General features: G+C 62.7%; 26 protein-coding genes and 1 pseudogene. 11 read left to right on the top strand and 16 right to left on the bottom strand.

Features of this window, described 5'->3' with window-relative positions:
* Positions 1–7: 7 nt before the first annotated feature.
* Positions 8–1,093: an IS5-like element ISPst12 family transposase gene (locus tag OYT13_RS20605; RefSeq protein WP_011913346.1), complete on the bottom strand. Its 1,086-nt coding sequence runs from the start codon at positions 1,091–1,093 to the stop codon at positions 8–10.
* Positions 1,094–1,247: 154 nt separating this feature from the next.
* Positions 1,248–2,156, bottom strand: a complete 909-nt coding sequence (locus OYT13_RS20600; RefSeq protein WP_230682781.1) for an AraC family transcriptional regulator — start codon at positions 2,154–2,156, stop codon at positions 1,248–1,250.
* A 124-nt stretch (positions 2,157–2,280) separates the two neighbouring features.
* Between OYT13_RS20600 and OYT13_RS20595 the strand changes: the two genes are divergently transcribed.
* On the top strand, positions 2,281–3,042 hold the full coding sequence (locus OYT13_RS20595) for an SDR family NAD(P)-dependent oxidoreductase (protein ID WP_033999039.1): 762 nt from the start codon (positions 2,281–2,283) through the stop codon (positions 3,040–3,042).
* Positions 3,043–3,078: 36 nt separating this feature from the next.
* Here OYT13_RS20595 and OYT13_RS20590 read toward each other — a convergent pair whose 3' ends face one another.
* The 3 genes from OYT13_RS20590 to OYT13_RS20580 all read right to left on the bottom strand — a co-directional run bounded on the left by OYT13_RS20590 (position 3,079) and on the right by OYT13_RS20580 (position 5,713).
* Positions 3,079–3,702, bottom strand: coding sequence for a TetR/AcrR family transcriptional regulator (locus tag OYT13_RS20590; protein WP_052150458.1), 624 nt, complete (start codon positions 3,700–3,702; stop codon positions 3,079–3,081).
* On the bottom strand, positions 3,699–4,664 hold the full coding sequence (locus tag OYT13_RS20585) for an aldo/keto reductase (RefSeq protein WP_033999041.1): 966 nt from the start codon (positions 4,662–4,664) through the stop codon (positions 3,699–3,701). Before OYT13_RS20585 ends, OYT13_RS20590 begins: the two co-directional genes overlap by 4 nt.
* 143 nt (positions 4,665–4,807) lie before the next feature.
* Entirely contained in the window at positions 4,808–5,713 is a 906-nt protein-coding gene (locus OYT13_RS20580) for a LysR substrate-binding domain-containing protein (RefSeq protein WP_047783233.1), read from the bottom strand.
* A gap of 134 nt (positions 5,714–5,847) precedes the next feature.
* On the opposite strand from OYT13_RS20580, the gene phnD reads away from it, so the two are divergent.
* The 6 genes from phnD to OYT13_RS20550 all read left to right on the top strand — a co-directional run bounded on the left by phnD (position 5,848) and on the right by OYT13_RS20550 (position 11,014).
* Complete coding sequence (phnD, locus tag OYT13_RS20575; protein WP_033999043.1) at positions 5,848–6,702, top strand: phosphonate ABC transporter substrate-binding protein; 855 nt, start codon at positions 5,848–5,850, stop codon at positions 6,700–6,702.
* On the top strand, positions 6,699–7,523 hold the full coding sequence (phnC, locus tag OYT13_RS20570) for a phosphonate ABC transporter ATP-binding protein (protein WP_047783234.1): 825 nt from the start codon (positions 6,699–6,701) through the stop codon (positions 7,521–7,523). Before phnD ends, phnC begins: the two co-directional genes overlap by 4 nt.
* A gap of 16 nt (positions 7,524–7,539) precedes the next feature.
* On the top strand, positions 7,540–8,364 hold the full coding sequence (phnE, locus tag OYT13_RS20565) for a phosphonate ABC transporter, permease protein PhnE (RefSeq protein WP_033999045.1): 825 nt from the start codon (positions 7,540–7,542) through the stop codon (positions 8,362–8,364).
* A gap of 87 nt (positions 8,365–8,451) precedes the next feature.
* Positions 8,452–9,552 (top strand): iron-containing alcohol dehydrogenase PsrA, encoded by a 1,101-nt coding sequence (gene psrA, locus OYT13_RS20560; protein ID WP_033999047.1) that lies wholly within the window; start codon positions 8,452–8,454, stop codon positions 9,550–9,552.
* 34 nt (positions 9,553–9,586) lie between these two features.
* Positions 9,587–10,414, top strand: coding sequence for a phosphonoacetaldehyde hydrolase (phnX, locus tag OYT13_RS20555; protein WP_033999049.1), 828 nt, complete (start codon positions 9,587–9,589; stop codon positions 10,412–10,414).
* A gap of 30 nt (positions 10,415–10,444) precedes the next feature.
* On the top strand, positions 10,445–11,014 hold the full coding sequence (locus OYT13_RS20550) for a phosphonate degradation HD-domain oxygenase (protein WP_033999052.1): 570 nt from the start codon (positions 10,445–10,447) through the stop codon (positions 11,012–11,014).
* 103 nt (positions 11,015–11,117) lie between these two features.
* Here OYT13_RS20550 and OYT13_RS20545 read toward each other — a convergent pair whose 3' ends face one another.
* From OYT13_RS20545 to OYT13_RS20530, 4 genes are read right to left on the bottom strand one after another with little or no spacing between them, the layout of a single operon-like run.
* Positions 11,118–11,531: a siderophore-interacting protein gene (locus tag OYT13_RS20545; protein WP_052150459.1), complete on the bottom strand. Its 414-nt coding sequence runs from the start codon at positions 11,529–11,531 to the stop codon at positions 11,118–11,120.
* Positions 11,528–12,769, bottom strand: coding sequence for an arabinose transporter (locus tag OYT13_RS20540; RefSeq protein WP_047783235.1), 1,242 nt, complete (start codon positions 12,767–12,769; stop codon positions 11,528–11,530). The genes OYT13_RS20545 and OYT13_RS20540 overlap by 4 nt, the downstream gene beginning before the upstream one ends.
* A gap of 28 nt (positions 12,770–12,797) precedes the next feature.
* On the bottom strand, positions 12,798–13,664 hold the full coding sequence (locus OYT13_RS20535; protein WP_033999055.1) for an SDR family oxidoreductase: 867 nt from the start codon (positions 13,662–13,664) through the stop codon (positions 12,798–12,800).
* 47 nt (positions 13,665–13,711) lie between these two features.
* Positions 13,712–14,371, bottom strand: a complete 660-nt coding sequence (locus OYT13_RS20530) for an O-methyltransferase (protein ID WP_033999058.1) — start codon at positions 14,369–14,371, stop codon at positions 13,712–13,714.
* Positions 14,372–14,805: 434 nt separating this feature from the next.
* On the opposite strand from OYT13_RS20530, the gene OYT13_RS20525 reads away from it, so the two are divergent.
* Positions 14,806–15,477, top strand: coding sequence for a TetR family transcriptional regulator (locus OYT13_RS20525; protein WP_047783236.1), 672 nt, complete (start codon positions 14,806–14,808; stop codon positions 15,475–15,477).
* 135 nt (positions 15,478–15,612) lie between these two features.
* Here OYT13_RS20525 and OYT13_RS20520 read toward each other — a convergent pair whose 3' ends face one another.
* From OYT13_RS20520 to OYT13_RS20510, 3 genes are read right to left on the bottom strand one after another with little or no spacing between them, the layout of a single operon-like run.
* Entirely contained in the window at positions 15,613–16,626 is a 1,014-nt protein-coding gene (locus tag OYT13_RS20520) for an alpha/beta hydrolase (protein ID WP_033999062.1), read from the bottom strand.
* A 22-nt stretch (positions 16,627–16,648) separates the two neighbouring features.
* Positions 16,649–17,542, bottom strand: a complete 894-nt coding sequence (locus OYT13_RS20515) for an MBL fold metallo-hydrolase (protein ID WP_033999065.1) — start codon at positions 17,540–17,542, stop codon at positions 16,649–16,651.
* A gap of 32 nt (positions 17,543–17,574) precedes the next feature.
* On the bottom strand, positions 17,575–17,793 hold the full coding sequence (locus OYT13_RS20510; protein WP_033999068.1) for a hypothetical protein: 219 nt from the start codon (positions 17,791–17,793) through the stop codon (positions 17,575–17,577).
* A 192-nt stretch (positions 17,794–17,985) separates the two neighbouring features.
* On the opposite strand from OYT13_RS20510, the gene OYT13_RS20505 reads away from it, so the two are divergent.
* Positions 17,986–18,927: a LysR family transcriptional regulator gene (locus OYT13_RS20505; protein ID WP_033999070.1), complete on the top strand. Its 942-nt coding sequence runs from the start codon at positions 17,986–17,988 to the stop codon at positions 18,925–18,927.
* A gap of 129 nt (positions 18,928–19,056) precedes the next feature.
* Here the strand turns inward: OYT13_RS20505 and OYT13_RS20500 are convergent, their stop codons facing one another.
* Complete coding sequence (locus tag OYT13_RS20500; RefSeq protein ID WP_033999071.1) at positions 19,057–20,202, bottom strand: YbfB/YjiJ family MFS transporter; 1,146 nt, start codon at positions 20,200–20,202, stop codon at positions 19,057–19,059.
* Entirely contained in the window at positions 20,199–21,074 is an 876-nt protein-coding gene (locus OYT13_RS20495) for a LysR family transcriptional regulator (protein WP_033999074.1), read from the bottom strand. Before OYT13_RS20495 ends, OYT13_RS20500 begins: the two co-directional genes overlap by 4 nt.
* Positions 21,075–21,165: 91 nt before the next feature.
* On the opposite strand from OYT13_RS20495, the gene OYT13_RS20490 reads away from it, so the two are divergent.
* Complete coding sequence (locus OYT13_RS20490; RefSeq protein ID WP_047783237.1) at positions 21,166–22,161, top strand: NAD(P)H-dependent flavin oxidoreductase; 996 nt, start codon at positions 21,166–21,168, stop codon at positions 22,159–22,161.
* Here the strand turns inward: OYT13_RS20490 and OYT13_RS20485 are convergent.
* A protein-coding gene (locus OYT13_RS20485; protein WP_153570567.1) for an IS3 family transposase occupies positions 22,154–23,295 on the bottom strand; the annotation gives its coding sequence in 2 pieces (ribosomal slippage) (positions 22,154–23,028 and positions 23,028–23,295; 1,143 coding nt in all). The two genes, OYT13_RS20490 and OYT13_RS20485, sit on opposite strands and share 8 nt — an antisense overlap.
* Before the next feature lie 70 nt (positions 23,296–23,365).
* On the opposite strand from OYT13_RS20485, the pseudogene OYT13_RS20480 reads away from it, so the two are divergent.
* Positions 23,366–23,503, top strand: a pseudogene (locus OYT13_RS20480) (nitronate monooxygenase); the annotation flags it as partial.
* 178 nt (positions 23,504–23,681) lie between these two features.
* Here the strand turns inward: OYT13_RS20480 and mobH are convergent.
* Positions 23,682–25,538, bottom strand: a complete 1,857-nt coding sequence (mobH, locus tag OYT13_RS20475) for a MobH family relaxase (RefSeq protein ID WP_033999079.1) — start codon at positions 25,536–25,538, stop codon at positions 23,682–23,684.
* Positions 25,539–25,669: the final 131 nt, after the last annotated feature.

The following is a 25,669-nucleotide window of genomic DNA, read 5'->3' as shown; positions in this document are numbered from 1 at the left end:
ACTCGCCCTATACATGCGATCCTCGCCACCAACCCGACAGGCTACCCAGTCGGATCAGGTTGTAGACCGAGAAACCCAGCAATAACTGAGCACTCAGCTTGGCGCGACCGATCAGCTTGGTCTTGCGCAGGCCGCCAACCGTCTTCAGCCAGCCAAAACCTTCTTCGATCCGCTTGCGGATCTTCTGGCTGGCGGCATACCCCGGATGCCGCGTGGTGCGCCCATCGATGGCGCTGCCCTTGCGCTTCTGCGCCACATGCGGTGTCACTTTCAGCTCGCGCGCCCTCTGCACGAAACGCTTCTGGTCGTAATTCTTGTCTGCACCTACCGTGCTGCCCGGCTTGGCCGTGCGCTCCAGCATCTCCAGCGCCGCCTCTACCTCGGCACGTCCATTGAACTCGGTGCATTCCACATCCACGATCAGACCGTTGCGGTGCTCCATCATCGTGTGGGCCATGTGCGCCAGACGACTGGCATCGCCATTGCTCTTGCGCGCCAGCCGGGCCTCGGGATCGCTGGTCGATTGGTGGGTCGCGTTGCTGCGCTTCTCGCCCTTGAAGTCGGCATCGGGGTTGCGCGTGCCATCCTCCGGTGGGTCGCCGCCATCCTTCTTGATAAAGGACTTGTGCGAGGCCCAGGCGTCGATCAGCGTGCCATCGACGCTGAAATGCTCGTTGCTGGCGTACTCGGACCATGCGGCCAGCGACTTGATGCGCTGGAAGAACAGCCGCGCTACATCCTGGTTGAACAAGCGGTCACGGTTCTGGCTGAAGGTCGAGTGATCCCACATGCGCTCGTCCATCGACAAGCCGACGAACCAGCGAAACAGCAGGTTGAAATCAATCTGCTCGACCAACTGCCGCTCGGAGCGAATGGTGTAAATCACCTGCAGCAACGAGGCGCGCAGCAGCCGCTCCGGCGCAATCGAGGCCCGTCCCAGGGTGGAGTACAGCCCGTCGAAGTCCCGATCCATCGAAGCCAGAACGGTATCGACCAGGCCTCGCAGGGGACGCAGCGGGTGATCGTTCGGGATGCGCTGCTCCAGCGTCGTATAACTGAACAGCTCGTTTTGTTTGAGGTCGAGTCCACGCATCGGCTTGGGCTGGCTTCGGCAGAAGAGGATGGCCGCCATTTTGCCAGAGCCACGCGGGCTCTGGCTTTTTTCAACGGCCTGCTAACCGGGAGGACGGCAAATCTCGCTACGGACGTGTAGGAAAGCTATTTGGCTTCGTGCTTTTGCCACACCATTACGCCAACTCCACAGCCCCAGTATTCGCATCCTGCTTCGGCGACCGCCCAAACATGCGCGCGTACTCCCGGCTGAACTGCGAAGGGCTCTCGTAGCCCGTTGCATATGCGGCAGATTCAACCTTGGTTCGCTGCGTCAGGATCATGCGCCGCGCTTCCAGCAAGCGAAGTTGCTTCTGATATTGGATGGGGGTCATTGACGTGACCGCCTTGAACTGGCGATGGAAGGCCGAAGGGCTGAGGCCGGCCTCGGCAGCGAGATCGGCGATGCGAAGAGGCTCGGTGAATTGCTCGCGCAGCCGGCCTATCGTGCGTGTGATCTGATCCCAGCGATCATGCCCCAAGGTCATACCGACAATCCGGCCTCCCATAGGGCCGACAAGCAGCCAATAGCTCAGCTCTCGAATCAGCAGTGGAGCGAGAATCGGAATGGCTTCGGGCCGATCGAGCAGCCGCACCATGCGCAACACGCAATCCGTTATCGGCTGATCCATCTTGATGACGGCCGCGCCTCCACGGCCGGGCTCATTATTCGTCGCTGGCGGCAACGTCAATTGTTTCAGCACGTCCCGTAGCACCACAGGAGAAAACTCAATGACCGCGGCAAGGAACGGGGCATCCGGGCTGGCCTCGAAAACTCGCCCCACCGAGGGCATCTCGATGGTGACCACGAGCGCTTCCCCGGCGTGGTAGGTATGGCGCTCGTCGCCAAAGCTGGTCCATTTCGCGCCCTGCACGACGACGCAGAGCGCTGGCCGAGAAATGATGGGGTTCGGCGGCTTCTCGTGATCCGAGCGCAACAGCAACAGCCCAGCTATTGCCGTTTCCCAGAAAGGGCTACCGGGATGAGCTTCGGTGTAGGCCGCGATGGCCCGGGCTAGATCGCGCATCTTTACGCTCAAGTTCATATCCTTTGCTTCAGGGCAGAAGGCAGGAATAGGCATGAATTTGGCATTTTTATGCCTTCAAAATCCTTCACATAGGCAGCATAGTGCAAATACTACGAAATTGACCACCCATAAGGAGCCCAACATGACCGACCTGATCAAAATCGCCCTCGTCACGGGCGGCAGCCGTGGCCTTGGCCGCAACACCGCCGAAAACCTAGCCAAGCGCGGGTTCGACGTTGTCCTCACCTATCGGAACAACAAGGATGAGGCCGAACGCGTGGTCTCGCTCATCGAAGCGGCAGGTCGTCGGGCCATTGCCCTGCAACTCGATACAGGCAACAGCGCGTCGTTCGACAGCTTCATCAAAACACTCCAATCGGCGTTGGCCAAACTAGGCGCCGAAGGCATCGACGCACTCGTCAACAATGCCGGAAATTCGAGCGGCATGAGCTTCCTGAATGCGCAGGAGGATGAGTTCGATGCTCTCTACAGAATCCATGTGAAGGGCGTGTTTTTCCTCACTCAAAAGCTTGCGCCCCTGATCAAGGGTGGTGGTCGCATCGTGAATGTCTCATCGGGCCTGACGAGGGTCATAATGGCAAACCGCGCCGCCTACGCCACGATGAAGGCTGCTGTCGAAACGATGACCAAATATATGGCGTTCGAACTGGGCGAGCGACGCATCGCCGTGAACTGCGTTGCGCCCGGGGCTATTGCAACCGATTTCAGCGGCGGTGTCGTGCGCGATAATCCTGATGTCGCCAAGGCCATTGCCCGAATGACCGCTCTTGGCCGACCAGGCCAGCCCGACGACATCGGGCCGATGATTGCCTCGCTGCTGTCGGAGGATCATCGCTGGGTGAACGCACAGAGGATCGAGGTTTCCGGCGGAATGCGAATCTGAGTTGCCAATGTCCATTACGACGGCAAGAAGCCCTGGCTAGGACGATTTTTCTTGGTTTGGTGCGATGCCCATCATGGCCATATCAACGATGTGTTCGATGAACGACTTGTCGATGGCGTCGTGTCCAAGCAGGAGCCGGAAGTAGAGCGGGCCGTAGAGTGCGTCGATCAAGGCACTGCTGTCGATACCATCGCGAAGCTCTCCTGCTTTCTGTGCGGCCTGAAAGTATGCGCAGGCCACCGTCCGCCGAGGAATGAGCCAATTCTCACGGATGGCGTCGGCAAGCGCTGCATCAGTTTGCGCTACGGCGATAAGGTCGGTGATCGTCCTGCCGCCGGGTGTGGTCTGGAAGAATTTCGCGAGAGCCGTCATCTGAGCGATAACGGTGTCGCGAAACGGAAGGTTGTCAGGAGGCGTGATGAGCGGTTCGGCGGCAACAAGAAAGGCCTCCATGACGATGGCGGCCTTCTTGGGCCATCGTCGGTAGATCGCGGTCTTGCTCGTTTTGGCGCGTTCGGCGATCGCGTCGATCGTCACGGCCGCGTAGCCTCGTTCATCGACGAGGTCGATCGCCGCGCGCATGATGGCCGTATCGAGCGTCTCGTCACGAGGGCGGCCCGTGGAGCGGTTAGAAGTCATTGGGAAACGGCTATCGCTCATCGAGTTCCGTAGCGTTCGCCCTGCACGAGGCCTGCGAGCGGGTCCAGCGCCGCCAAGGCCTCCGGCGGCAATTTCACGTGGGTGGCAGCCTCGTTCTCTACTACACGTTCCGGACGGGTGGTCCCTGGGATGACGACGATCGGGATGCCCAGCCGTTCACTCTGCTCGTACACCCATGCCAAGGCAATGGTGGCCGGGCTAAGTTCCAGTTCACCTGCTACCAGTTGGACAGCGCGGACGATGGCCTCGTTGGCATCGCCCGCAGTGCCCGCAAAGCGCGCATTGCGGAAGCGGAAATCGCCGGGTTTCAGTGCTGAGCGATCTACGGCACCGGTCAAGAAGCCGCGACCCAGAGGTGCGAAGGCAACCAGTCCCACTCCAAGCTCTGCCATGACCGGTGCAATTGCTTCGGGATCACGGGTCCACAGGGAATACTCGCTCTCCATCACAGCGATCGGGTGTACCGCGCACGCACGTCGCAGCTGCTCGCTGCTGAATTCGGAAACACCCAGATGGCGAACTTTGCCAGCCGCTACCAGCTCGGACATGGCGCCGATGGTCTCTTCAATCGGCACGTTCTCCGGCGGGCGATGGATGTAGTAGATGTCGATCTCGTCGATGCCGAGGCGTAGCAGCGACGCCTCGCAACATGCTTTTACATACGCCGCATCGCCCCGGATAACCTGGTTGTCGTGGCCGAGGCGCCTGTCGATGCCGAACTTCGTGGCGATCGTTACGCGCTCTCTACGGTCATGCACTGCACGCCCTACGAGAACTTCGTTGTGCCCCAGGCCATAGACGTCAGCCGTATCAAGCAGCGTGACGCCTAAGTCTATCGCGCGATGGATCGTTGCTATCGACCGCTCCCAACTTGCGGTCCCATAGGTTCCGCTCATGCCCATGCAGCCCAAGCCCATGGAACTGAGCACAAGCCCATCGCCCATTTTCGTCGCTGTAACCACCGCAATCTCCTATGACGAGTCTTCTCGTGGAGATATTAAACCATTTACGCTACTTCAAGTAGCGTAATGATGGGCTGTTCGCTGCAGCGTGGCGCCGCAATGGCTGACGAGGTCGATCTAATGAGGCCCGGGGCACGCAGCAGTCATTGCCTCGGAGGAGGTCCGCCACGCTCTCGTACTGGTTTTCCTCGCAACTCCTGGACGACTTCGATGAACGAGTTCAGCAGCAGGCTTGAGCGCCGCTCCTTCAGGCAGTAGAGACAGGTCTCGATCCAGACCGGCTCGCCGGAGAAATGCACAAGGCGCAACTGTGGATCGGGGCTGTACTCGCCTTCTGAGACAGCTCCGATCCCGATGCCGCGGATGACGGCTTCTCGCAGGGCTTCGCGGCTACCGATCTCCATCGTGAAGGCAAGTCGCACCCCAGCGTTTTGCGCTGCCTGCTCCAAAGCTCGTCGGGTGACAGAGCCGCTTTCCCGTTGCAGCAGTCGTTCGCCTTCGAGCTCACGGATATCAATCTTGTCACGCGAGGCGAACGGATGCTTGGCATTCACGCACAGTGCGACCGCATCGCGCGCGTAGGGGATGACCTCATAGCCTTCCGCTTCATGGAAACGGGCCAGTACAGCGAGGTCGACCGCGTACTCCTCCAGATCCTTGAAAACGCTGCCGGAGTTGCCGACCTTGATGGAAATCTTGATCAGCGGATAGCGCTTGAGGTAGGTATCCACCATCTCGATGGCGTGGAAAGGACTCACAGCGCCCAGCTTGAGGTGACCTGCATTCAACTGACCGCTGTCATGCAGCATGCTGGCAGCCTCGACTTCCAAGGCACTCAATTTTCGTGCGATTGGCAGCAGCCGTAGACCTACATCGGTCAATTCGATGCGGTGGCCCCTGCGGATGAACAGTTGGACGCCGTGCTGCTTCTCCAACCCTTGAACCTGCGTCGTCAAGGTCGGTTGGCTGACTCCCAGCAGACGCGCTGCTGCACTGAAGCTACCGCACTGCGCGACGGCAAGGAAGGCGCGGATCTTGGTCGTGGACATCTATAGATTTTATATATAGTTAACTGTAGAAAATTTCTAGAAATTTATATGAAGGTGTAACACGTCGTCCATAGCATGGCTACATCTTCATGACTCAAGAGAGATTCTTCATGCGTTCATGCACCTTCGCCCCCATGCGCCGCGCCCTTTTCGGGCTGCTGCTTCCGCTGATCACCCTACCTGCGCTGGCTGAGACGCCTCGGACGCTCACCATCGGCCTGGTTCCCAATGAAGACTCCCAGGCCATGATGGAAAACAGTCGCTTGGTCATCGACGGCCTCCAAAAGCAGTTGGGAATGCCGGTCAAGGCTTTCGTCGCAACGGACTTCAGTGGCGTGATCGAGGCCATGCGCTCCAAGAAGCTGGATGTCGGCTACCTGGGGCCGTTTTCCTATGTATTGGCCCACCAGGTGGCGGGAGCGGAGGCTTTCACGGTGGGCGTACCCAAGAAAACCGGGCAGAGCGCGTACAAGAGCGTCATCATCACGCGCAGCGACAGCGGTGCGACCAGCCTCGACGCGCTCAAGGGAAAAAGCTTCGCCTTCGTCGATCCTGTTTCGACCTCGGGCCATATGTTCCCCAAGGCCGGCCTTCTCAAGTCAGGCGTCGACCCTGACCGCTACTTCGGTCGGGTGATCTTCTCCGGCTCGCACGATGCAAGCATCCTCGCGGTCGCGAACAAAAAGGTGGACGCCGCTGCCGTGGCCGACCGCATTCTGCAGTCGGCCATCGCCAAGGGACAGGTCAAGCCGGATGAGTTGCGCATCGTCTGGTCTTCCGCGCCCATTCCTGAATCTCCCATGGCTTGGCGCAAGGATCTCGATCCGGCGCTGAAGGAAAAGGTCGCCAGGGCGTTTGCCAATGTCAAGGATCTGCCTTGGGGCGACCAAGGTGTGCTCGACGGCTTCCAGGCGACCAACGATGCCGCCTACGACGTCATCCGCGATACGGCCAAGACACTCGATATCGACTTGCGGAGCATGAAATGATCAGTGCCCGGCAACTGGCCAAGCGTTACGGCAGCAATACCGTCTTGCAGGGCATCGACTTCGAAGCCGCAGCGGGGGAGTTCGTTGTCATTCTGGGGCAGTCCGGGGCTGGCAAGTCCACGCTTTTGCGGTGCATGAACCGGCTACTGGTGGCTGACGGCGGAGAACTTCACATAGACGGCATCGACGCCATGCGTTGTCGGGACCCTCGGCTGCTGCGGCGCAAGGTGGCGATGATCTTCCAGCACCACCATGTGGTGCCGCGCCTGACGGCGCTCAAGAATGTGCTGACCGGCCGGCTTGGATCGACCTCCGTGCTGGGCTCCTGTCTGCATCTGTACCGGCGGCACGATATCGCGCTGGCGCACGAGTGCCTTGCCCGTGTGGGCCTGGCGCATAAAGCGCATGAGCGCACGGATGCCTTATCCGGGGGGCAGATGCAGCGCGTGGGCATTGCGCGTGCGCTGGCGCAGCAGCCGCGCGTGATATTGGCCGACGAACCCGTGGCGAGTCTCGATCCACGTACTGCGCGCACGGTGCTTCAGTATTTGCGAGATGCCTCGCGCGAATTGGGCATCACGGTGGTGTGCAACCTGCACCAGGTGGACTATGCCCGTGAGTTCGGTGATCGCATCGTAGGGTTGGCGCGCGGCCGCGTGGTCTTCGACGACGACGCCCAGGCGCTCACCGATGCCGATATCGACCGCATCTACGAACAGCCGGCACAGGCTCCGGCAAAAGCGGAAACAAACAGTGCTACCGAAGCCACCATGTCGATCGTGACTTCGGCTGTGATCGCGGCCAAACCCGCGGCCCGTTGAGGAAAGGAACATGGCAATGACCGATGCAGACAGCCGATATCGCTGGACCGGCTATTCCCCCCGCGGCACGCGTGGCTGGGTGACGCTGACGATGAGTGCGCTGGCACTCGCATATGTACTCCACTGGAGCGCGCTGGGCGCACAGTTGAGCTGGGGTGAACTGGCTGCGGGCCTGCCGCAGATCGCTGACTTTGCCAGCCGCGCCCTCCCGCCGGACACGGGGGTGCTGGGGCGCCTCATGGCGCCGGCCCTGGAGACGGTGCAGATCGCCGTGTGGGGCACGCTTCTGGCCGTGCCGCCCGCCGTGGTGCTGTCGTTCCTGGCCGCGCGCAATCTGCAATCCAGGCGTTGGCTTTATCAGAGCACACGGCAGCTGCTCAACGGGGTTCGCAGCATCAACGAACTGATTCTGGCGTTGGTCTTTGTCTCGGCCGTTGGGCTGGGGCCGTTCCCCGGTGTACTGGCGCTGGCCGTGCATGGCGCGGGCATGCTGGGCAAGTTCTTCGCCGAAGCCATCGAGGAAATCGACCAGGGACCGCTGGAGGCACTGCGCGCCACGGGGGCGCGCCCGTTGCAGGTGATCGTCTACGGCGTGCTGCCACAGGTACTGACGGCCTGGATTGCCGTGCTGCTCTATCGCTTCGAGGTCAACCTGCGCTCGGCGACCGTGCTGGGCATGGTCGGTGCCGGCGGGCTGGGCTTCGAGCTGGTGGGTAGCCTCAAGCTCTTCCGCTACCAGGAAACCGCGACCTGCATCCTGGTGATCATGGGCATGGTGATCGTGGCCGACATGATCTCCAGCCAGTTGCGCCACCGCATCCAGAACAGCGGCCGGCACTAGCCACCGCTTCCTTCATCCACCTTGCCATACCGGCGTGCCTCAGGGCCGCGCCGGCTTGGCCCTGCGCGTCGATTTTTCGTACTCCTTATGTCATCCACGCTCTGGAACTACCGAAATCCCGTGGCTGTCCACGCCGGCGCGGGATCGCTTGCCCAACTTTCGGAATGGGTGGGGGATCGCCGCACCCTTCTCGTGACTTTTCCCGAGGCGGTCCCCTTGGGGCTGCTGTCCCGGATCGAGCCACTGCTGGGCGACCGTCTCGTCGCCGTGGAATCCGATATCCAGCCCAACCCGGATGTGAGCTGGATCGCGCCTATGTACGAGCGCCTGTGGCGCGAACACGCCGACGCCGAGTGCATCGTGGCCTTGGGCGGCGGTAGTGCCATCGACTGCGCCAAGATCATGCTCGTGCGCACGGCGAACGGGTGCTTCGATGAGTTGATGGACATTCTGGAAGGTCGCGCCCCCGTCCCTCCCGAGTCCGGCCATCGTGCCCTCATTGCCGTTCCAACCACGGCAGGCACCGGCAGCGAGGTCACGCCGTGGGCCACGCTGTGGGACCAAGCCGGGGCACGCAAGCTGTCGTTGCATCTGCCTTGTACCTGGCCGCAAGCGGCCATCGTGGATGCCGCGCTCATGTGCAGCCTGCCCGCCGCGACGACGCTCGCCAGTGGGCTGGATGCGCTGTCCCATGCGCTGGAATCCATCTGGAACAAGCACCGAAACCCCGTCTCGGCGGCGCTGGCCATGAATGCGGCACGTGCCATTGTCCAGACACTCCCAGCGCTGATGCGGGAGCCGGCTCGCATTGATTTGCGCGAAGCCATGGCGACAGCGGCGCTCCAGGCTGGAATGGCGTTCTCCAATACCAAGACGGCGCTGGCCCATTCGCTCTCCTACGACGTCACGCTGGCTACCGGCACCGCACACGGTATCGCCTGCTCCTTCTGTCTTCCGAAGGTGATGGCATTGGCCTTTGGACATGACGCGGCCGTGGATTCGCAAATGTTGGCCGTGTTCGGCGCAAGCGATGCGCAGCAGGCGATATCAGTGCTGGAGGACTTTCTGCACTCCTTGGGCGTGAGCACCGATCCCGCCGACTACGGCATCGCCGCGTCCGAATGGCAGCAGCGCGTGCAAACGGCGCTTGCCGGCCCACGTGGGCAGAACTTCATCGCAACGCCATAGACCGGTTCCCTTCACTTACCTGGAAAGAAAACCCATGCAACCCAACGAATCCCGCTTCAAACAACTGCAAGCCGTCATCTTCGACTGGTCCGGCACGCTGGTGGACTTCGGCTCCCTCGCGCCCACTCAGATTTTCGTGGATGCGTTCGCCAGCTTCGACATCCCTCTCAGCCTGGAGCAGGCGCGAGGCCCCATGGGCCTGTCCAAGAAGGCGCATATCCGCCAGTTGCTGGCCCAGCCGGAGATCGGCGCGCAATGGCAGATCCGCTTCGGCCGTGCCTGGGAAGAGGCAGACGTGTCGGCGCTCTACGAGCGTTTCATGCCGATGCAGATCGAGAAGGTTGGCGACTACTGCGCACCGATCGAAGGCGCCGCCGATGTGCTGGCGCTGCTGCACCGCGCAGGGGTGAAGGTGGGAGGCTGCACCGGCTATCCGCGCGAGGTGCTCGACGTACTGCTGCCCCTGGCCGCCGCCCAGGGCTTGGAGGCCGATCACGTCGTGGCGGGCGACGAACTGGCCGCGGGAGGCCGGCCAGGCCCCTGGATGGCCCTCGCCAACGTCCTGGCCCTGCGCATCGGCCGCGTCTCGGCGTGCATCAAGGTGGATGACACGGTGCCCGGCATCGAGGAAGGGCGCAATGCCGGCATGTGGTCCGTGGGCCTGAGCGTCTCGGGCAATGAGGTCGGCTTGAGCGCGCCGGCTTGGCAAGCGTTGGATGCCTCTCGCCAAACCGGGCTTCGGGCAGCGGCGGAAAAGCGCCTCTACGGCGCCGGCGCGCATTTCGTCATCGACACGGTGGCCGACCTCCCGGGCGTGCTGGCCGAAATCGACCGCCGCCTCGCCATCGGCGAGCGCCCCTGATTCTTTCAACTGACCAAGGAGTCACGAAACATGGCTATTGAGCTGAACGACATCCACTCGCTGTTCGAGATTTATGGGCCGCGCTCCTACGGAAGCGAAGCCGTCACCCAGATGGAGCATGCGCTTCAGTCCGCCTACCTGGGCGAGCAGGAAGGCGCGTCCAAGGAACTGGTGGTCGCGGCATTCCTGCATGACCTCGGGCACATGTTGGGGAGCAACAAGCGCGGCGATACAGAGACCACGCGGAAGAACGACGATCTGCACCAGTTCGTGGCGCTCCCGTTCCTGCGGCCGGTTTTTCCCAGTGCCGTTGTTGAGCCCATCGGGATGCACGTCGAGGCCAAGCGTTGCCTGTGTGCCATCGACCCTGCATATCAGGGGGGGTTGAGCCCGCAATCGGTCCGCTCCCTCGAACAACAAGGCGGCATCCACACGCCGGAGCAGGCGGCAGAATTCCAGCAAAAGCCCTTCGCCGCCGATGCGCTGCGGCTACGCCGATGGGATGACCTCGCCAAAGTTCCGGGAGCGCCCACGCCGCCCTTCGAGCACTATTTCGCCATGGTGACGGAGCTGTACGGCAGACAGAGCACCGTGGCTTGAGAAAGAGCCGGGATATCCTATGCGCCGTGCTGGTTATCCTGCTCGGCGCAATGGCGATGAAGTCCTAACCTTGCCGTGATCATGTGGTATTCGGCACGCATACTCAGTAGTCGAGCCGATCATGCGCATCGGCCTTGCCGGCGATCCAGTAGCCTCCCGCCTTAAGGCAGGACTTCGGATGGCGACGTTCCTCAATGAGCCAGGACCGGATAGCGGGCCCAGCATCGTGGACTGCGAAGTCGATGACAAGCGTTCTTGCTTGTTGATGGTACCTGCGGGGCGTGTAGTCGCGATGAACGGTATCTCCCGGCGCCGACGGCACGAACAGCTTGAGGTGATCGTCCGGCGACAGGCTCACGAAATCCGAAAGATCATCACCAGCGAAGGTGATCCGCAGCATGCCCGGTGTCAGCCGTTCGACGGCGTTGACCTGCACGGTACGGAGTTTGGATTCATGACGGATGCGCTCGGTGCGTGGTCCGGGCGGCTGTTTGTCGAAGAAGGACAACAGTTTCACGGTGTTCTCCCAAGGCTGGCATGCGTAGTCGTTGCCGGTGTTCCGAAGGCCAACCGCAAGGCGATGATCAGCGCCAACGCGACGGTGATGGCCCCGGCCAGGTAGACCGAACCGATGCCCTGTACACCGGCCAGCGCCCCGGCCAGCGGGCTGGTCAGGCCCAGCGCGATGTCCATGAAGGCCACGTAGGCGCCCATCGCCAGGCTGCGGGTCTGTGGCGGGGCGCGGCGCACGGCTTCCACGCCGAAGCCGGGGTAGGCCAGTGAATAGCCCAGGCCGGTCAGCGCCGCGCCCACGTAGGCGAACGATGGCGTCTGGGCTCGCCAGATGAACAACTGCCCGACCACCTCGACGGCCACGCTCACGAGCGCCACCTTGGCGCCTCCCAGCTTGTCCGGCAGATGCCCGAAGAAAATGCGTGCGCCGATGAATGCCAACCCGAACGCGGTGAACGCCAGCGAGGCATTGCCCCACTGTCTCGCGGCAAAGAGCAGCGCGATGAACGCGGTGATCAGGCCAAAACCCACGCTCGACAGCGCCAGGCCCATGCCGGGCCATAGCACCGCGCCCAAGACCTTGTAGAACGGCGTTCGACGGCTTGCCGAAGGGGCGATGGCCCGCACCCGCGCGACCACGGCCAGGGCCAGCAACGGAATGACCCCCACAGCGCCGGCAACGCCGGCGAATCCCCACTGTGCATTCACCGCGACACCCAAGGGGGCCCCCAGCGCATAGGCGCCGTAGATGGCGATGCCGACCCAGACCATCACCTTGCCGGCGTTCTGCGGCCCGACCAGCCCGAGGGCCCAACCCAGCGCTCCCGTGGCGATCAGGCTTTCGCCGAGCGCCAGCAGGATGCGGCCCAGTACCACGATCCATACCGACGTGGCCGGCGTCGCGACGAAGGCCAGTGAGGCCAGATAGGCCAGGCCGGAACTGGCGGCGAACAGGGTTCCGGTGATCACCGCACGCTTTGCGCCCCGCAGGTCGGCGAGGTTGCCGGCCCAGGGGCGGGACAGCAATGCCACGGCGAACTGCAAGCCGATGACCAGGCCGATGACCAACGTGCCCATGCCAAGGGTGTCGTGCAGATGCAGCGGAAGGACCGGCATCTGCATCCCGATGGTCAGGAAGCTGATGAAGACCGCCAGGGTGATGGGCAGCATCGCCAGGAAGACGTGGCCACCGGGAGGAGACGCCATTGCCGGACCCGGCGCGGAGGATGGTTGTCGAGGCATGGGAAGCTCGGAAATGAAGTGCCGCGGATCAGCCGGCGTAATAGCCGGGCTGGTCCAGGTCGACGAGCAGGCTCGGACCTTCGGGCTTCCAGCCGAGCCGCTCGCGCGTGCGGGCGCTGGACACGGCCATGTCGGCTCCGGCCATGCTGGCGAACCAGCCGAAGTGGTCGCGGCCACGCGATTCCACCGGAAGGTCCAGACGGCTGCCGATCGCCTCGGCGATCGCCTTGAAGGGAACGGCTTCATCGGCGACGGCGTGATAGACCGACTCGGTCACGCCTTGCTCCAGGGCCAGGCGATAGACACGCGCGGCATCGCGGCGGTACACGCCGGCCCAGCAGTTGGCGCCATCCTCCACGTAGGCGGACACACCTTTCTGGCGGGCCGTGCGGATGAGGATCGGCACGAAGCCGTGATCGCCCAGTCCGTGCACCGACGGCGCCAAGCGTACCGTGGCGGCGTGGACACCACGCGCCGCCGCCGCCCGGGCGGCTTCTTCCGACTTGCGGGGCGAGGCGGGGTTGGGCAGGTCGGCTTCGGTGGCCCCGCGCGGCAACCCGGACAGCCCCGAGGTGACGAGCAGCGGCCGGTCCGATCCTTGCAGCGCGCTGCCCAGCGCCTCGATCGCACGCCGATCCTGTTCGGCATTTTCGAGGAACCTGGAAAAGTCATGGTTGAACGCGGTATGGACCACCGCATCGGCCGTCGATGCGGCCGAACGCAGCGTTTCCAGATCGTCCAGCGAGCCTTGGACGACGTTCGCACCCGCCGCAACGAGGGAAGCGGCCTTGTCGGCGGAGCGGGCCAAGCCGGTGACCTGATGACCGGCAGCGAGGAGGTCTTCGACCACGGCCGAGCCGACCCAGCCGGTGGCGCCTGTGACAAATACGTGCATTGCAAGAACTCCTATTGGGATGTTGGGAAGGAAATGACGGGCTTGCTTCAGCCCAGGCGGATCGACAGTTCCACGTCTTCGCCGAACGGGATGGACAGGTAGCCGTCGTCCGGGGAGCGCACGCGCGCCAGATACTCAGGGCTGAAGTCGGCGTTGTCGGCCACGACCAGTGCGCCGGGACGCAGGTGGGGTTCGACCAGGTCGAGGACTTCGCAGTAGATCGACTTGGCACCGTCGAGCAGCAGCAGGTCGACGGTTTCGGGAAGGTCGGTCGCCAGCGTCTTCAAGGCGTCGCCCTCGCGGATTTCGACCAGGTCGTCCACGCCGCCCTCGGCCAGATGCCGACGGGCCTTGGCGACCTTTGAGGGTTCAAATTCGCTGCTGATCACTCGACCGCCGCCGTTGTCGCGCAGCGCCGCCGCCAGGTGCAACGTCGACAGGCCGAACGAGGTGCCGAACTCGACGACGTTGCGGGCGTGGGTGCTGCGTGCCAACTGGTACAGCAGCACGCCGGTTTCCCGCGAGACGGGCAGCCACAGGTCCTTGGCCAGGCTGTAGAAACGGGTGTATTCGGTTTTGCTGCCCATCAGCCGCGCGCGTTCGTCGCCGGAGAGTGCCGCCAGGGCCGGGCTGGTGGCTTGGTCGGCCTGTTCGAACAGGCGGTGCAGCAAGGGCGCCAGTGGGGCGCTGGTCAGTGTCGATGCCATGAGGGGCCTTTCTTCTGTGGACGGAGGTGCTTTCGTGTGCTTTTAAAACGCGATCGTTTATTCGTATTGGTGGAATAATATGACGAAATATTCGCATTGAAAATTCGCATACCAGTTCGCGTTTTCCGGGCCACCCTTCTGAGCCAGGTGGCATGCGTGGTGCCCGGAAAACGGTGCGTTTCCAGGTCTAGTGGATGCCCCCAAGGTCTAGTGGGGTTTGAGATGCTCAGGTTTTTCGTCAGGAAAGCCCTACATCGCCAACGCAGCCGGTCGGCTCGCTCGGCTATGGTGTTCCATGTCCGTTGGCATCCGATGTGCCGACTGCAGCGCTCTTTCGCGTCCAGGGTGAGTGCTCATAAAGATCGGTGACGCAGGTTGAGCAAGAGGCTGACGTTGCGCTAGTATGTGAATGATTCATCGCATTTGAAGTGTCGATGGAATCACTCGATTCTTTGTATAACGCCTTGCCATGCCCCATGACCACTCGCCGACGTCCCCAAATCGCTTCGCGCAAGCAGCCACAACAGGCACGCTCCACGGAACTGGTTGCTGCCATCCTTGAGGCAGCCACCCAAGTCTTGGCACAGGAAGGCGCGACCCGCTTCACCACGGCTCGGGTGGCAGAGAAGGCGGGGGTCAGCGTGGGATCGGTCTACCAGTACTTCCCCAACAAGGCGGCGATCCTGTTCCGCTTACAGACTGATGAGTGGATGCAGACAACCCGGATGCTGCGGGAGATTCTGGAGGACGCGGAGCGTTCGCACTTTGAGCGATTGCGAAGGCTTGTCCATGCCTTCCTGCAATCCGAATGCGAAGAGGCCGAGGTTCGGGGCGCACTCAACGACGCCGCGCCGCTCTACCGGGACAGCCCTGAGGCGAAAAAGGCCCAAGCCGAGGGCGACCGGATGATCGAAGACTTCATCGCTGAAGTACTGCCGAACGCATCGGCATCGGTCCGTGCGCTGGCTGGCGATCTTGTCTTCACGACGCTCAGTGCGGTGGGGAACGATTTCTCCCGAACACGCCGAACCAAGGCGGAAATCAAGGCCTATGCCGATGCAATGGCCGATATGTTTTGTGCTTACTTTCAGGCTATCGGTAGATAGCAGGCCGAGTAAGTCGGTCCGGCATCGTCCGTCGTTGATCCGAAAACAGTGCTGACAAGGGTTCGACAATGGCGATCACTGGATGCGCGTGGCGTCCGTCACTCCGGCCTCCGGCCGCTCGTCCGTTCGGGTTGTCTAGCGGTTCTGAAGGGAGACTTCGGGCACGAATTCTTCATCGAAGAAATCACGGATCGCTTGGTACGCGAGGAGCCGATTCTTCTCCAGCAGAACGAGATGCGTGGCTTCGCCAATCTCGACCCATTTGCGGTATGGCGCATTCCTCAGTTCGAGAAAGAAGGCCTGGGCGAGGTCGATGGGGACGTCGATATCCCACTCGCCGTGCACCAGCAGCACGGGAACCCGGATGTCCGACGGGTCGTAATACTGGCGGCCGGCGCGCCAATAGTCGCGGATGTCCTGGATCGGCCCGTTGCTCGCACGGATCAAATCGGGTGTGCGTCCCTGGCTCCACGGATCTTCGGCCAGGGTGAAGTCCGCCCACTGCTCGAACCAGCCATCCGGTACCAAGGTGGCGCGCCCATGCTCGGGCGCGGTGCTCAGCCACCGCGCCTTGGCTTCCCGTACAGGCACCAAGCGATAGGCGCTCAGCGGGCCGCCGGCATCGATCGGGATCGGCTTGTCGCTCAGCCATTGAGGCGCGAGCAGCGAAAGCTTCTCGACCTTGTCCTCGTTGCGGCTCGTATAGGCGCCCGCCACGGTGCCGCCCCAGGACATGCCGAACACGCAGACGCGCGCCAGGCCACGAAGCGAGCGGACGTGATCCACCACCACGCCCAGGTCGTGGACGCCGGTATCGGTCCCGACCATGGGAGCGGAATCGCCCGCGGGCGACTCCATCTCCGGCGGTCGTGACGAATGCCCGTAGCCGCGGACATCCAGAGCGTGGACGTCGTAGCCCGCCGCCGCCAGGTAATCCAGGAAGGACATGCCGTTGAACGGCACATCGTAAAGACTGCCCGATGAGAACGTCGCACCGTGAATCATCACGATGGTGCGGTCTGCGCGAAAGTCCGTCATCGAGGCGGGACGCTTGTTGCGCACGTGAAGCTCGATGCCCGTGTCGCCGGTCGGCACGCGGTATTGCTCGAAAACGAGCTCTGGGCCGCCGGATGCGTATTTGCTGGTCATGATGCGTGTCCTGAAAGTGGATTTACTCGTAGCGCCAATCAAAGCGATCGCCGTGGCGCGTCACGTAGCCGGCAGAGCTCTCTGCGAAATGGGGGGTGAAGAAGAGCAACCGGCGTTCGGCCGCATGTTCGAGTGCCCACCGGCGCGATGCGCGTGCCTCGTCCTGCCATTCACAGAAGACGGAGTTCCAGTCTGGACGAACGACTTGCAATGGGTGGTGCATGACGTCGCCACTGAACAGCGCCTCTTCGTCCCCGGAGCGCAGCTCGATCGACATGTGTCCGATGCTGTGTCCCTTCGACGGACGGAAGACAAAGTGATCGAGAAACGCGCCACCGGCATCGCCGATGCGTTCGACCTGTCCAGACGCGATGATGGGCGCAACGCTGTCTTCGTAGACGCCCAGGCTGGGCACGTTGACGTCGTTATGGCTCGCTGGACTGCTGTAGTAGTCCTCTTCGGCCCGGGCGAACACATGGCGGGCATTCGGAAAGGTAGGGACCCAGCGGCCGCCTACGAGTCTCGTATTCCAGCCGACATGGTCGACGTGGAGATGCGTATGCAGAACGTAGTCCACATCCTCCGGCTTCACGCCTGCCGCGGCCAGACGCTGCAGGTACGGGGTCTGCAGTCGATGGAAGATCGTGTTGAGCGGCCGCTCCTTGTCGTTGCCAGAGCCGGTGTCGATGAGGATCGTGTGGCGCCTGGTCCGTACCAGCCAGGTGTGGATGCTTTGAATCAGGTGTCCCGTGGTTGCATCCATGTTGCTGGGGGTGAGCCAGTGCAGGTTTCTTTCCAGTTCTTCGGCATCCCATTGCGGGTACAGAAAGGAAGGTGGAGCGACGTTCAGCCGCATCTCTTCGATCTTCGTGACGGTCACGTCACCGATCCGGTAGATCTTGTTTGTATGGCGCATATTCAACGGACCTGTCAAATATTGAAGTTGAATCAGAAAGCCTCGCCCTTGACGTCGAGGTCAAGCAAGGCCATCACCGTGTGGGGGCGAGGAGGCGCCGGCCTTCTTGGCAAGGTGCAAGAGCGGAGGGGTAAGAGGATGGCAGAGCCATCAAATATTGCGATACCATTCTCCGCCGCCACAGGCACTTTGCCATTCGGGTTGAGGGCCCTGAACTCGGCTGAATGCTGGTCGCCCTTGGCGATGTCCACCGGAATCGGTCGATAGGAAATCCCCGATTCTTCAAGGAAAAGTTCGATTTTGGGGAGTTTTCTGTCGGATGATAGTAAAAGTCGACGGGCTGCTGCATGGATCGTCCTTGCTCGCTTTCGTGGAATACGGTGAAAGCTTAAGGGGGATATCCGCAGGGCTGTTAGTCGTTAGATTCGATATGAGGTATCGGAATGCTCGATATGAAAAGATCGGAGTTGTACCTCCTGATCTCGTTGGACATCTTGCTGGACGAACTGAACGTGACACGCGCGGCACAGCGCCTGCACATCAGCCAGCCGACCCTGTCGGGCCACCTGTCTCGCTTGCGCGAGTTGTTCCAGGACCCGCTGCTTGTGCCCTCGGAAACGGGCCGCGGCATGGTGCCTACCGAACGCGCGCTGGCGTTGCGTTCAAGCCTGGCGGATGCGCTTGCGAGGCTGCGCGAGGCGGTGGCGCAGCCGCACGAATTCGATCCTCAGACCTCGGCAAGGACCTTTGTCGTTGCATCGAACGACAGCGTGTTCACGATCCTGGCGCTGGATGTGATGACGGAGGTGATGAGTTACGGCAATCCCGAATTGCGGATGTCCGTTGTGCCCGCCGACGACGCCGGGCTGGTTGAGCGCATGGCGCGCCGTGAGGTCGACTTGTTTCTCGGGGATATCGACAAGGTGCCGGAGACCCTGAAGGCACGGTTTCTACTCAGCGATGATTTCGTGCTGGCGCAGCGCCGTGGCCACCCCCGGGGGATCGGCGCGCCGAGTCTGGCGGAGTACTGCGCCCTGCACCATGTCGTTGTTTCATCCCGCGCGGATTTCTCCACGCCGGTGGACGCGGTTCTCGCAAAGCTGGGCGTGCAGAGGAACGTCGTCGCTTCCGTGCCCAGCTATAACCAGGTGGCGCTGGTTCTGTCTCAGACTGACGGCGTCGCCAGTCTTCCGAGGAAGCTGCTCCAGCGCTATGCCGCATTTGTTGATCTGATTCCGCTCCCATTTCGCATTCCGTCGTTTCGCTTGGCGATGGCATGGCATCCACGCGCACAAAGCGATCCCGCCGGCATCTGGATCAGAGATCGCTTTCTGAAAATAGGCGAGCAGGCAAGAATCGAGCATCCAGGCTTGGACTCGCCCTAGCTTCCCGGCCTCGCTCCAGAGTGGCGGCAACGGTCGGAGCAGAGGGCTGCGTGGCTGCGCTCCCAATCCAGCGCCGCGGATTGATGCTGCGAAGACCTGCGGTACGCTCAACGCTATTCTGCGGCCCGCTTAGAGGAGAACCGTCGTAAGCGCCGCCACTACCAGCGCGGCGGCTGCCGCGGCCAATGAGCTGGAGAAGGAGTGGCTGAGCGCACGCAAGGTCTCGGCCAACCCCGGGCCGAGGATCTGGCCGATGCCGTAGACGAGCGTCATAGTCGCGAGCAGGTTCATCTTCATATTGCGTGCAGCCCGCTGCGCCGCGGGCATGGCGATGGTGGCGGTGCCCATGAAAGTCCCCCCGACCAGTAGTGCGCTCAAAAGATAGCTGGCCGCCGAAGGGATGAATGCCGGCAGTGCGACCCCCACGGCCTGAAGCGCGAGATTGAGCCGCAAGGCACGGGGGGTCCCCCATCGCTCATGGATGCGATGCCATAGCAGGCAAGAGGGCGCGGCGCAGAGCCCGAACACCGCCCAGACGTGGGCCGGGTCCAAGTCGGGCAGGACGGTGTGGACGAGCAGCGGCAGGTAGGTCGCGGTCACGATGTAGCCCAGGCCGGCCAATCCGTAGATCGTGACCAAGGGCCACGCGGCCGCTGGTCGCGATACCGGCGTCGCGGAAGCGGGCATGGCGGCAGCGTGCTGCGCCTGGGAGGCGCTGGCGACCAGGCCAGGCGCCGATGCCAGGCCGAAGGCTAGCGCCACGATGCCTAGCATCAGCCACATGCCGTGGCTGCGCAGGCCGAGATGCGTCCCCAGCACCAGCAGCTCGGCGGACACTGCGATGCCGATGCCAACGCCGGCGTAGAGCAGCGGCGCACCCCGGAAGTGGCCCCGATGCTCCAGCAGCCACAGCGAAGCTGCCACCATCGAGAGCGCGCTGAACGCACCGGCTAGGCCACGTAGCATCACGATCACCGGGACGGGGGCCGACAACGCCAGCGCGGCCAGGCAGGCGGCGGTGCCTATGACGGCCCACAGACAGAGGCAGTGCGCATGGTGGGCGCGAGCCCGGACGGCCAGGAGCGCGCCAAGCAGGTAGCCGGCGTAGTTGGCCGAGGCGGCGAGACTGCCTTCACCCAGGCTCAGCACGTCTTCTTCCACCATGTGCGGCAAGATGGCGGTGAAGGCGAAGCGGCCGAAGCCCATACCGACGGCCAGGACCAGTGCGGCTTCGGCAGCGGAGCGCAAGTTCCGGGACCGGATGAAGGCGGTCATCTGCCAGCCTCGCTCAGCTCGTCGCGCAGATGCCGGAACGCAGGGACGTCGTAGTCTTCGCGCCAGACCAGCAGCGTGTCGGCGCGACCGGCGGGCAGCGCTTTCATGGCGGCGGGCACATTTCCCAACGCGAGCACGCTCGCGGGCAGCAGGGTGACGCAGCCGCCTGCGGCAACGCAGGCGATCATGGCGTGGTAGGACGCCATTTCCTGCACCTTCCACTCGGGCGAACCGGCAACGCCCAGCAGATCCTCGGCGATGCTGCGGTAGGCGCAACCTTGCGGAAACGCCGCCAGGGAGCGTGTGCGCACGTCGGCGGCGCGGCGTGTCCCTGATTCGGTGGCCGGCAGCAGCAGCCGCAGGTCCTCTCGCCAGACGCGCACCGCCGCCAGCCCCAGTTCCTTGAGTATGGCGTTGTCGCCGAACGATGGCGGCAGCGCGGCGAATGCGCAGTCAAGCCGGCCGGTGCGCACTTGTTCGAGCAGCAGGCGTGACGGGCCCGTGCTCACTTCCACCCGCGTTTCCGGATGGCCTGCATGGTAGGCGGACAGCAGCGGGACCAGACGGCTGGCCGCGGTGCTTTCCATGCTGCCGATGCGCAGCGTGCCGCCGTCGCGGCCGCCCGTCACGACATGCCTGGCCTCCTCTCCCAGCGCGAGCATGCGCTGCGCGTAGTCGAGAAAGCGCTCCCCGGCAGCCGACAAGGCCATGCGCTTGCCGGTGCGGACGAACAAGTCCGCGCCCAGCTCGGTTTCGAGTTGCTGGACGCGGGTGCTTACGTTCGACTGCACGCGCCCGAGCCGCGCCGCCGCATGCGTGATGCTCAGCTCGCTGGCAACTGCGCGAAAAATCCTGAGAGACTCCAGATCCACATCGTTCCCAATAAAAGATCGTTTTATGTATGATATTCCTAAATTGAGAATTTATCACGTTAACGATTTCTAACGACAGGAAGGTCGCATCATGAGCACATCCGAACAGTTCTTGGCTCGCGTGGGCATCCGTTACCCCATCATCCAGGCACCGATGGCTGGGGTTTCCTCACCGCAGCTAGCTGCCGCTGTAGCCAACGCTGGTGCCTTGGGTTCGTTGGGACTTGGTGCGAGCACGGCGGCGCAGGCGCGGCAAGCTATCGAGGAGACCCGGGCGCTTACCGACAAGCCGTTCAACGTCAATGTCTTTTGTCATCTACCCGCACAGCGTAATGACGGGCTTGAAACCGCCTGGATCGAGCGACTGGCTCCTCTCTTTGCCGAGGTGGACGCTGCACCGCCGACGGAGCTTGGCGAGATCTATACGTCCTTTCTGCACAGCGAAGATGTGTTCGAAACTCTTCTTGATCTCAAGCCCACTATCGTCAGCTTCCACTTTGGCCTGCCGACCCGGGAGCAACTCGGGGCGTTGCGCAAAGCCGGGATCTACACGCTGGCGACCGCCACCAGCCTGCAAGAAGCGCAACTGATAGAAGAGGCAGGAGTGGATGCCATCATTGCTCAAGGAATTGAAGCAGGCGGTCACCGGGGAAATTTCGATCGAGAAGTGATCACGTCTCAGTCGGGGGAGTATGCAATTGACGAGCGCCTGCCGACCTCGGTTCTGACTCGTCTGCTAGTGCAACGCGTCAAACTACCGGTCATTGCGGCGGGCGGCATTATGGACGGCCAAGGCATCAAGGCCGCCCTCGATCTTGGCGCCGTAGCCGCGCAACTCGGCACAGCCTTCATCCTATGCCCCGAATCGACTGCCAATGAGGGCTATCGCCGGAACCTGAAAAGTGAACGTGCAGCGGCGACCCGGTTGACCAACGTCTTGTCCGGGCGCCCGGCCCGGGGCATCGTGAATCGCCTTATCTCATATTGCGAATCCGCGGATGGTGCAGTTCCTAGGTACCCTGTCGCTTACGACGCGGCCTGTCGTGGTCAAGTTTTGGTGGACACCGCGATAGGTGATTTCAGGTAGTGGCCTTCTCGTAGTCGGCGGGTGATTGGTAGCCGAGGGTGGAGTGCAGGCGGTGGGTGTTGTAGAAGCCGACGATGTAGTGGGTGATGTCGGCAATGGCTTCGCTGTGATTGGCGTAGCGGCGCTGCCAGACCCGTTCCATCTTCAGGTTCAGGAAGAACCGCTCCATGACGGCGTTGTCCCAGCAGTTGCCCTTGCGGCTCATGCTGGCGACCAGCTTGTGCCGGGTCAGAAGATCGCGATGTGCCTGGCTGGCGTACTGGCTGCCCCGGTCGGTGTGTACGATCAGCCCTGGCTTGGGCTGGCGCAGGACGATGGCCATCTGCAAGGCGGTGCACACCAACTCGGCGGGCATGTTCGGCGCCATCGCCCAGCCCACGACCTTGCGCGAGTACAGGTCCAGCACCGCGGCCAGGTACAGCCAGCCGCGGTCGGTGCGGATGTAGGTGATGTCGGCCACCCAGGCCTGATCGGGGCGGCCGGGATTGAACTGTCGATCCAGGAGGTTGGCCGCCACCGGCAGCCCATGCCGGCTGTCGGTGGTGTGGACGAACTTGCGCTTCCAGCGCGCCTGCAGGCCCTGCTGCTTCATCAGGCGGCGGACGCGGTGGCGGCCCACTGCCAAGCCCTGGGCCTTCAAGGCTGCACACAGCCGACGGCTGCCGTAGTTGCCACCACTGGCCTGGAAAGCGGCCTGCAGCGGCATTGTGAGCGCGCATACGCGCGGTGCTTTCCGCCGCCGGCGGGCGGCATAGACGCCGGAGCGACTGACGTCCAGCAGCCGGCACAGGCGGGCGGTGTCGGCCTTCTTCTGCCACTGGTCGATCACCTGCTGGATCACTTCAGTTCCCGGGCGAAGAAGGCCGATGCTTTTTTTAGCAGCGACACGTCCTCACGCAGGCGCTGGTTCTCCCGCTCCAACTGGCGGATGCGTTGCTGCTCGGGCGTCAGCGGCTTGCCTTGCCCCGGCTGACCGGCGCGCTCGGCATCGTACTGTTCCAGCCAGCGTCGCACCGCGCTGTCCACCAGGCCCAGGTCGCGGCACACCTGAGCCACGCTCAGGCCCTGCTCTCGGATCATCTGCGCCACCTGCAGCTTGAAGGTGGCATCAAAGCTTCTACGGATTCTTGTCATGTCTTGCGCGGTCTCGTTGGGGATGATCATCCCCTATCGAGGTGTCCACGAGAATTAGACCAGGACAGCCAAGCAATTAGTGAGCGCTGCGGCAAAGCAAGGCAATCACGACTACGCTGCCCATTGGGCCGGTCAAGGAGCTCCGCTGGCACGCGAAATGCCCGCGTCGCAACTCGTCGCAACCTTGGTGAGAGAGCTATCGGCGTAGGCCGATTTTTTCGACGGCGTGGAGTGCTCGATTGTATTGAAATTCTTGCCAAGCAGCCTACAGCGAGCAGCCGCCAAGGCACCATACAGACGAATGGTATGCAATATCTTTCTGACGGATTTCACCACAATGCTCTCTGGGATCGGGTAGTCTGCTTTGAAACGATAGGTTTGCCTTTTTAGTCAGATTTCCTGGGTCGGATTGCTGGCACAACAAGGGAGAGATATGGGTTATTAGCAGGTAGCGGATTGAGTATCGAAGTCGGATCATCCAGCAGGTAGCCGTGAACTCGGCGGGTTTTACGCGGCCCCTTCACATCACACGTCCAAATGTTGAGGCCGTTGCTCTGCTTGCGATGCAAGCGCAATCTCTCGAACTGTTTCTGAACCCATTGCCAGTCGGCCATGTTTTCCTGCCGTGCTAGGCCAGCGATCTGTGGATGTTCTTGGGCATACCGTTGAAACAGGCCGGGGCTGATCAAGTAGGCCGTGTTGCCTACGGTATGCACCAGTGCTTTGGCGTCGTTGATGATGAGCCGGCGCGAGGCAACGGCCTGCTGCAGCCATGTTATGAAGTGCTCGCCGGATGGCTGCGTCGCCGTGGGCGCAGGCGCTTGTGACGGAGGCAGACGCTTTGCCAAGGACGGTGCAGGAGCTTCGGGGCCAGCGGCAGGCGCTTCGACCGAGGTGGCTTCTGGCAAATCACCCATTCCAACCATCGCCAGCATGTCTTCCATGACGTCGGGCACGGTTTGGGCGGTGGGTAGATGAACCGCGGTAGCGGCGCCGCTGGTATCTTCGCAAGGATCGGGCTGCTGACCTTTGGCGGGCGGTGTCGTCGCGCTCGCTGGCGTTGGCATCGAGGCATCGGCGTCTTTGTCTGCCGGTGTCGTGTCGATCGCTACCGTCCCAGCAAACGGCGCCGGTCGCTCGACAGGCTCCCAAATCAGCGCGGGTGCGAGGCGCAGCAAGGTGAACAAGTGGGACCAGCCGGTGGAACTGGTCACGGTCGCACGCCAGATCGCCTTACCATCGGGCGCAGGTTGCAACATGCCGTGGTCCTGGAGGACGTTGAATACTGCCGTATTGTTCGCGGGGATGCCATCGACCCCCTGGGACAGCAGGTGCGCGCGCAGCTTGTCCGATACCGTCTTGCTCACCAGCCACAGCGAGTCCTCGGTGAGCCAGCCATCGGACGCTTCGGGTTGGTTCAGCTTCAACTCTTCTTTGAGCAGATAGCGCAACCCGTCCAGCAGCTTGCGTTGCAGCGCGTGTTTCGGTGCTGCCATGGCGCGGGCAGGATCGCCGCCCAGTTCCTGGGCGACGGAAGCGCGGTCGGCCTGCACGACCAGTTCGCCCAGCACCCCGGCGTGCTCATATTGCCCGGCCAGGACGTAGAGCAGTGGTGCCCACACGGACGGATAGCCGCTGAGCCAGTCCAGCAGCGGAGCATCGAGCAGTTGGCGGTAGAGCAGGCCCGTCGCGGCACTGTGCAGGCGGTACTCGCGGTCGTCGCAGTAGCGGAAGCGGTACGGCTGGTGCAGCGGGCCGTGCCAGGGATGCCACAGCGAACCGTCGGCCAGCTCGACCTGCAGATCGACGGCGATCTTGCCGATGTCGTGCAGCAGCGCGGCGTAGGCGACGGCGGCGGTCCAGGCTTCGGCCTGCGCCGCCTGGTCTTCGGGGCTGGCGCCGATGGGCAACAGATGGGACTGCCGCAGCTTGAGCGCATAGGCGACGATTTCCAGGCCGTGATCCAGCATGCCGCCCGGGTACGCATGGTGATGGCTCTCGGAAGCGGGGAATTGCTGGATCAGTTCGGCGTAGCGCTCCAGCGGCGTGCGGTACAGGGTGGCGAACTGCCTACGCGACAGCGACGTGCGTTGCCAGATGTGTTCCAGCAGCTTCTGCCGCCGCTGCGTCGCCAGCAGCGATGCGGCCGATTCGGGCCGCATCAGCCCTTTGGGAAGGTTGGTGGCGGGCGCCGGCGACGGGGCAGCGACCGGGGGCCGTTTTCGCTGGAACAGGGAGAGCATGCGGGTGTCCTCTGGGGGGCCGGCCGGGAGGCCTTTTGGCCTTTTCGAGGTAGGGCCTTTCCCCTTGCACCCCATTCCCTTGCCGTTTCGGCCCTTTGGCCTTTAACCGTTTCGGTATAGCGGGGCATGGG

The sequence above is a fragment of the Pandoraea sp. XJJ-1 genome, assembly GCF_026802345.1.
Lineage (GTDB): Bacteria > Pseudomonadota > Gammaproteobacteria > Burkholderiales > Burkholderiaceae > Pandoraea > Pandoraea cepalis.
The sequence above is the reverse complement of the archived record's forward strand: the minus strand, read 5'-3'. Positions and strand labels throughout refer to the sequence as shown.

Bases quoted from the DNA above. Each gene is read 5' to 3' on its own strand.
- OYT13_RS20605 (WP_011913346.1), bottom strand. From the start codon at position 1,093: ATGCGTGGACTCGACCTCAAACAAAACGAGCTGTTCAGTTATACGACG.
- OYT13_RS20600 (WP_230682781.1), bottom strand. From the start codon at position 2,156: ATGAACTTGAGCGTAAAGATGCGCGATCTAGCCCGGGCCATCGCGGCC.
- OYT13_RS20595 (WP_033999039.1), top strand. From the start codon at position 2,281: ATGACCGACCTGATCAAAATCGCCCTCGTCACGGGCGGCAGCCGTGGC.
- OYT13_RS20590 (WP_052150458.1), bottom strand. From the start codon at position 3,702: ATGAGCGATAGCCGTTTCCCAATGACTTCTAACCGCTCCACGGGCCGC.
- OYT13_RS20580 (WP_047783233.1), bottom strand. From the start codon at position 5,713: ATGTCCACGACCAAGATCCGCGCCTTCCTTGCCGTCGCGCAGTGCGGT.
- phnD (WP_033999043.1), top strand. From the start codon at position 5,848: ATGCGCCGCGCCCTTTTCGGGCTGCTGCTTCCGCTGATCACCCTACCT.
- phnC (WP_047783234.1), top strand. From the start codon at position 6,699: ATGATCAGTGCCCGGCAACTGGCCAAGCGTTACGGCAGCAATACCGTC.
- phnE (WP_033999045.1), top strand. From the start codon at position 7,540: ATGACCGATGCAGACAGCCGATATCGCTGGACCGGCTATTCCCCCCGC.
- psrA (WP_033999047.1), top strand. From the start codon at position 8,452: ATGTCATCCACGCTCTGGAACTACCGAAATCCCGTGGCTGTCCACGCC.
- phnX (WP_033999049.1), top strand. From the start codon at position 9,587: ATGCAACCCAACGAATCCCGCTTCAAACAACTGCAAGCCGTCATCTTC.
- OYT13_RS20550 (WP_033999052.1), top strand. From the start codon at position 10,445: ATGGCTATTGAGCTGAACGACATCCACTCGCTGTTCGAGATTTATGGG.
- OYT13_RS20540 (WP_047783235.1), bottom strand. From the start codon at position 12,769: ATGCCTCGACAACCATCCTCCGCGCCGGGTCCGGCAATGGCGTCTCCT.
- OYT13_RS20535 (WP_033999055.1), bottom strand. From the start codon at position 13,664: ATGCACGTATTTGTCACAGGCGCCACCGGCTGGGTCGGCTCGGCCGTG.
- OYT13_RS20530 (WP_033999058.1), bottom strand. From the start codon at position 14,371: ATGGCATCGACACTGACCAGCGCCCCACTGGCGCCCTTGCTGCACCGC.
- OYT13_RS20525 (WP_047783236.1), top strand. From the start codon at position 14,806: ATGGAATCACTCGATTCTTTGTATAACGCCTTGCCATGCCCCATGACC.
- OYT13_RS20520 (WP_033999062.1), bottom strand. From the start codon at position 16,626: ATGACCAGCAAATACGCATCCGGCGGCCCAGAGCTCGTTTTCGAGCAA.
- OYT13_RS20515 (WP_033999065.1), bottom strand. From the start codon at position 17,542: ATGCGCCATACAAACAAGATCTACCGGATCGGTGACGTGACCGTCACG.
- OYT13_RS20505 (WP_033999070.1), top strand. From the start codon at position 17,986: ATGCTCGATATGAAAAGATCGGAGTTGTACCTCCTGATCTCGTTGGAC.
- OYT13_RS20500 (WP_033999071.1), bottom strand. From the start codon at position 20,202: ATGACCGCCTTCATCCGGTCCCGGAACTTGCGCTCCGCTGCCGAAGCC.
- OYT13_RS20490 (WP_047783237.1), top strand. From the start codon at position 21,166: ATGAGCACATCCGAACAGTTCTTGGCTCGCGTGGGCATCCGTTACCCC.
- mobH (WP_033999079.1), bottom strand. From the start codon at position 25,538: ATGCTCTCCCTGTTCCAGCGAAAACGGCCCCCGGTCGCTGCCCCGTCG.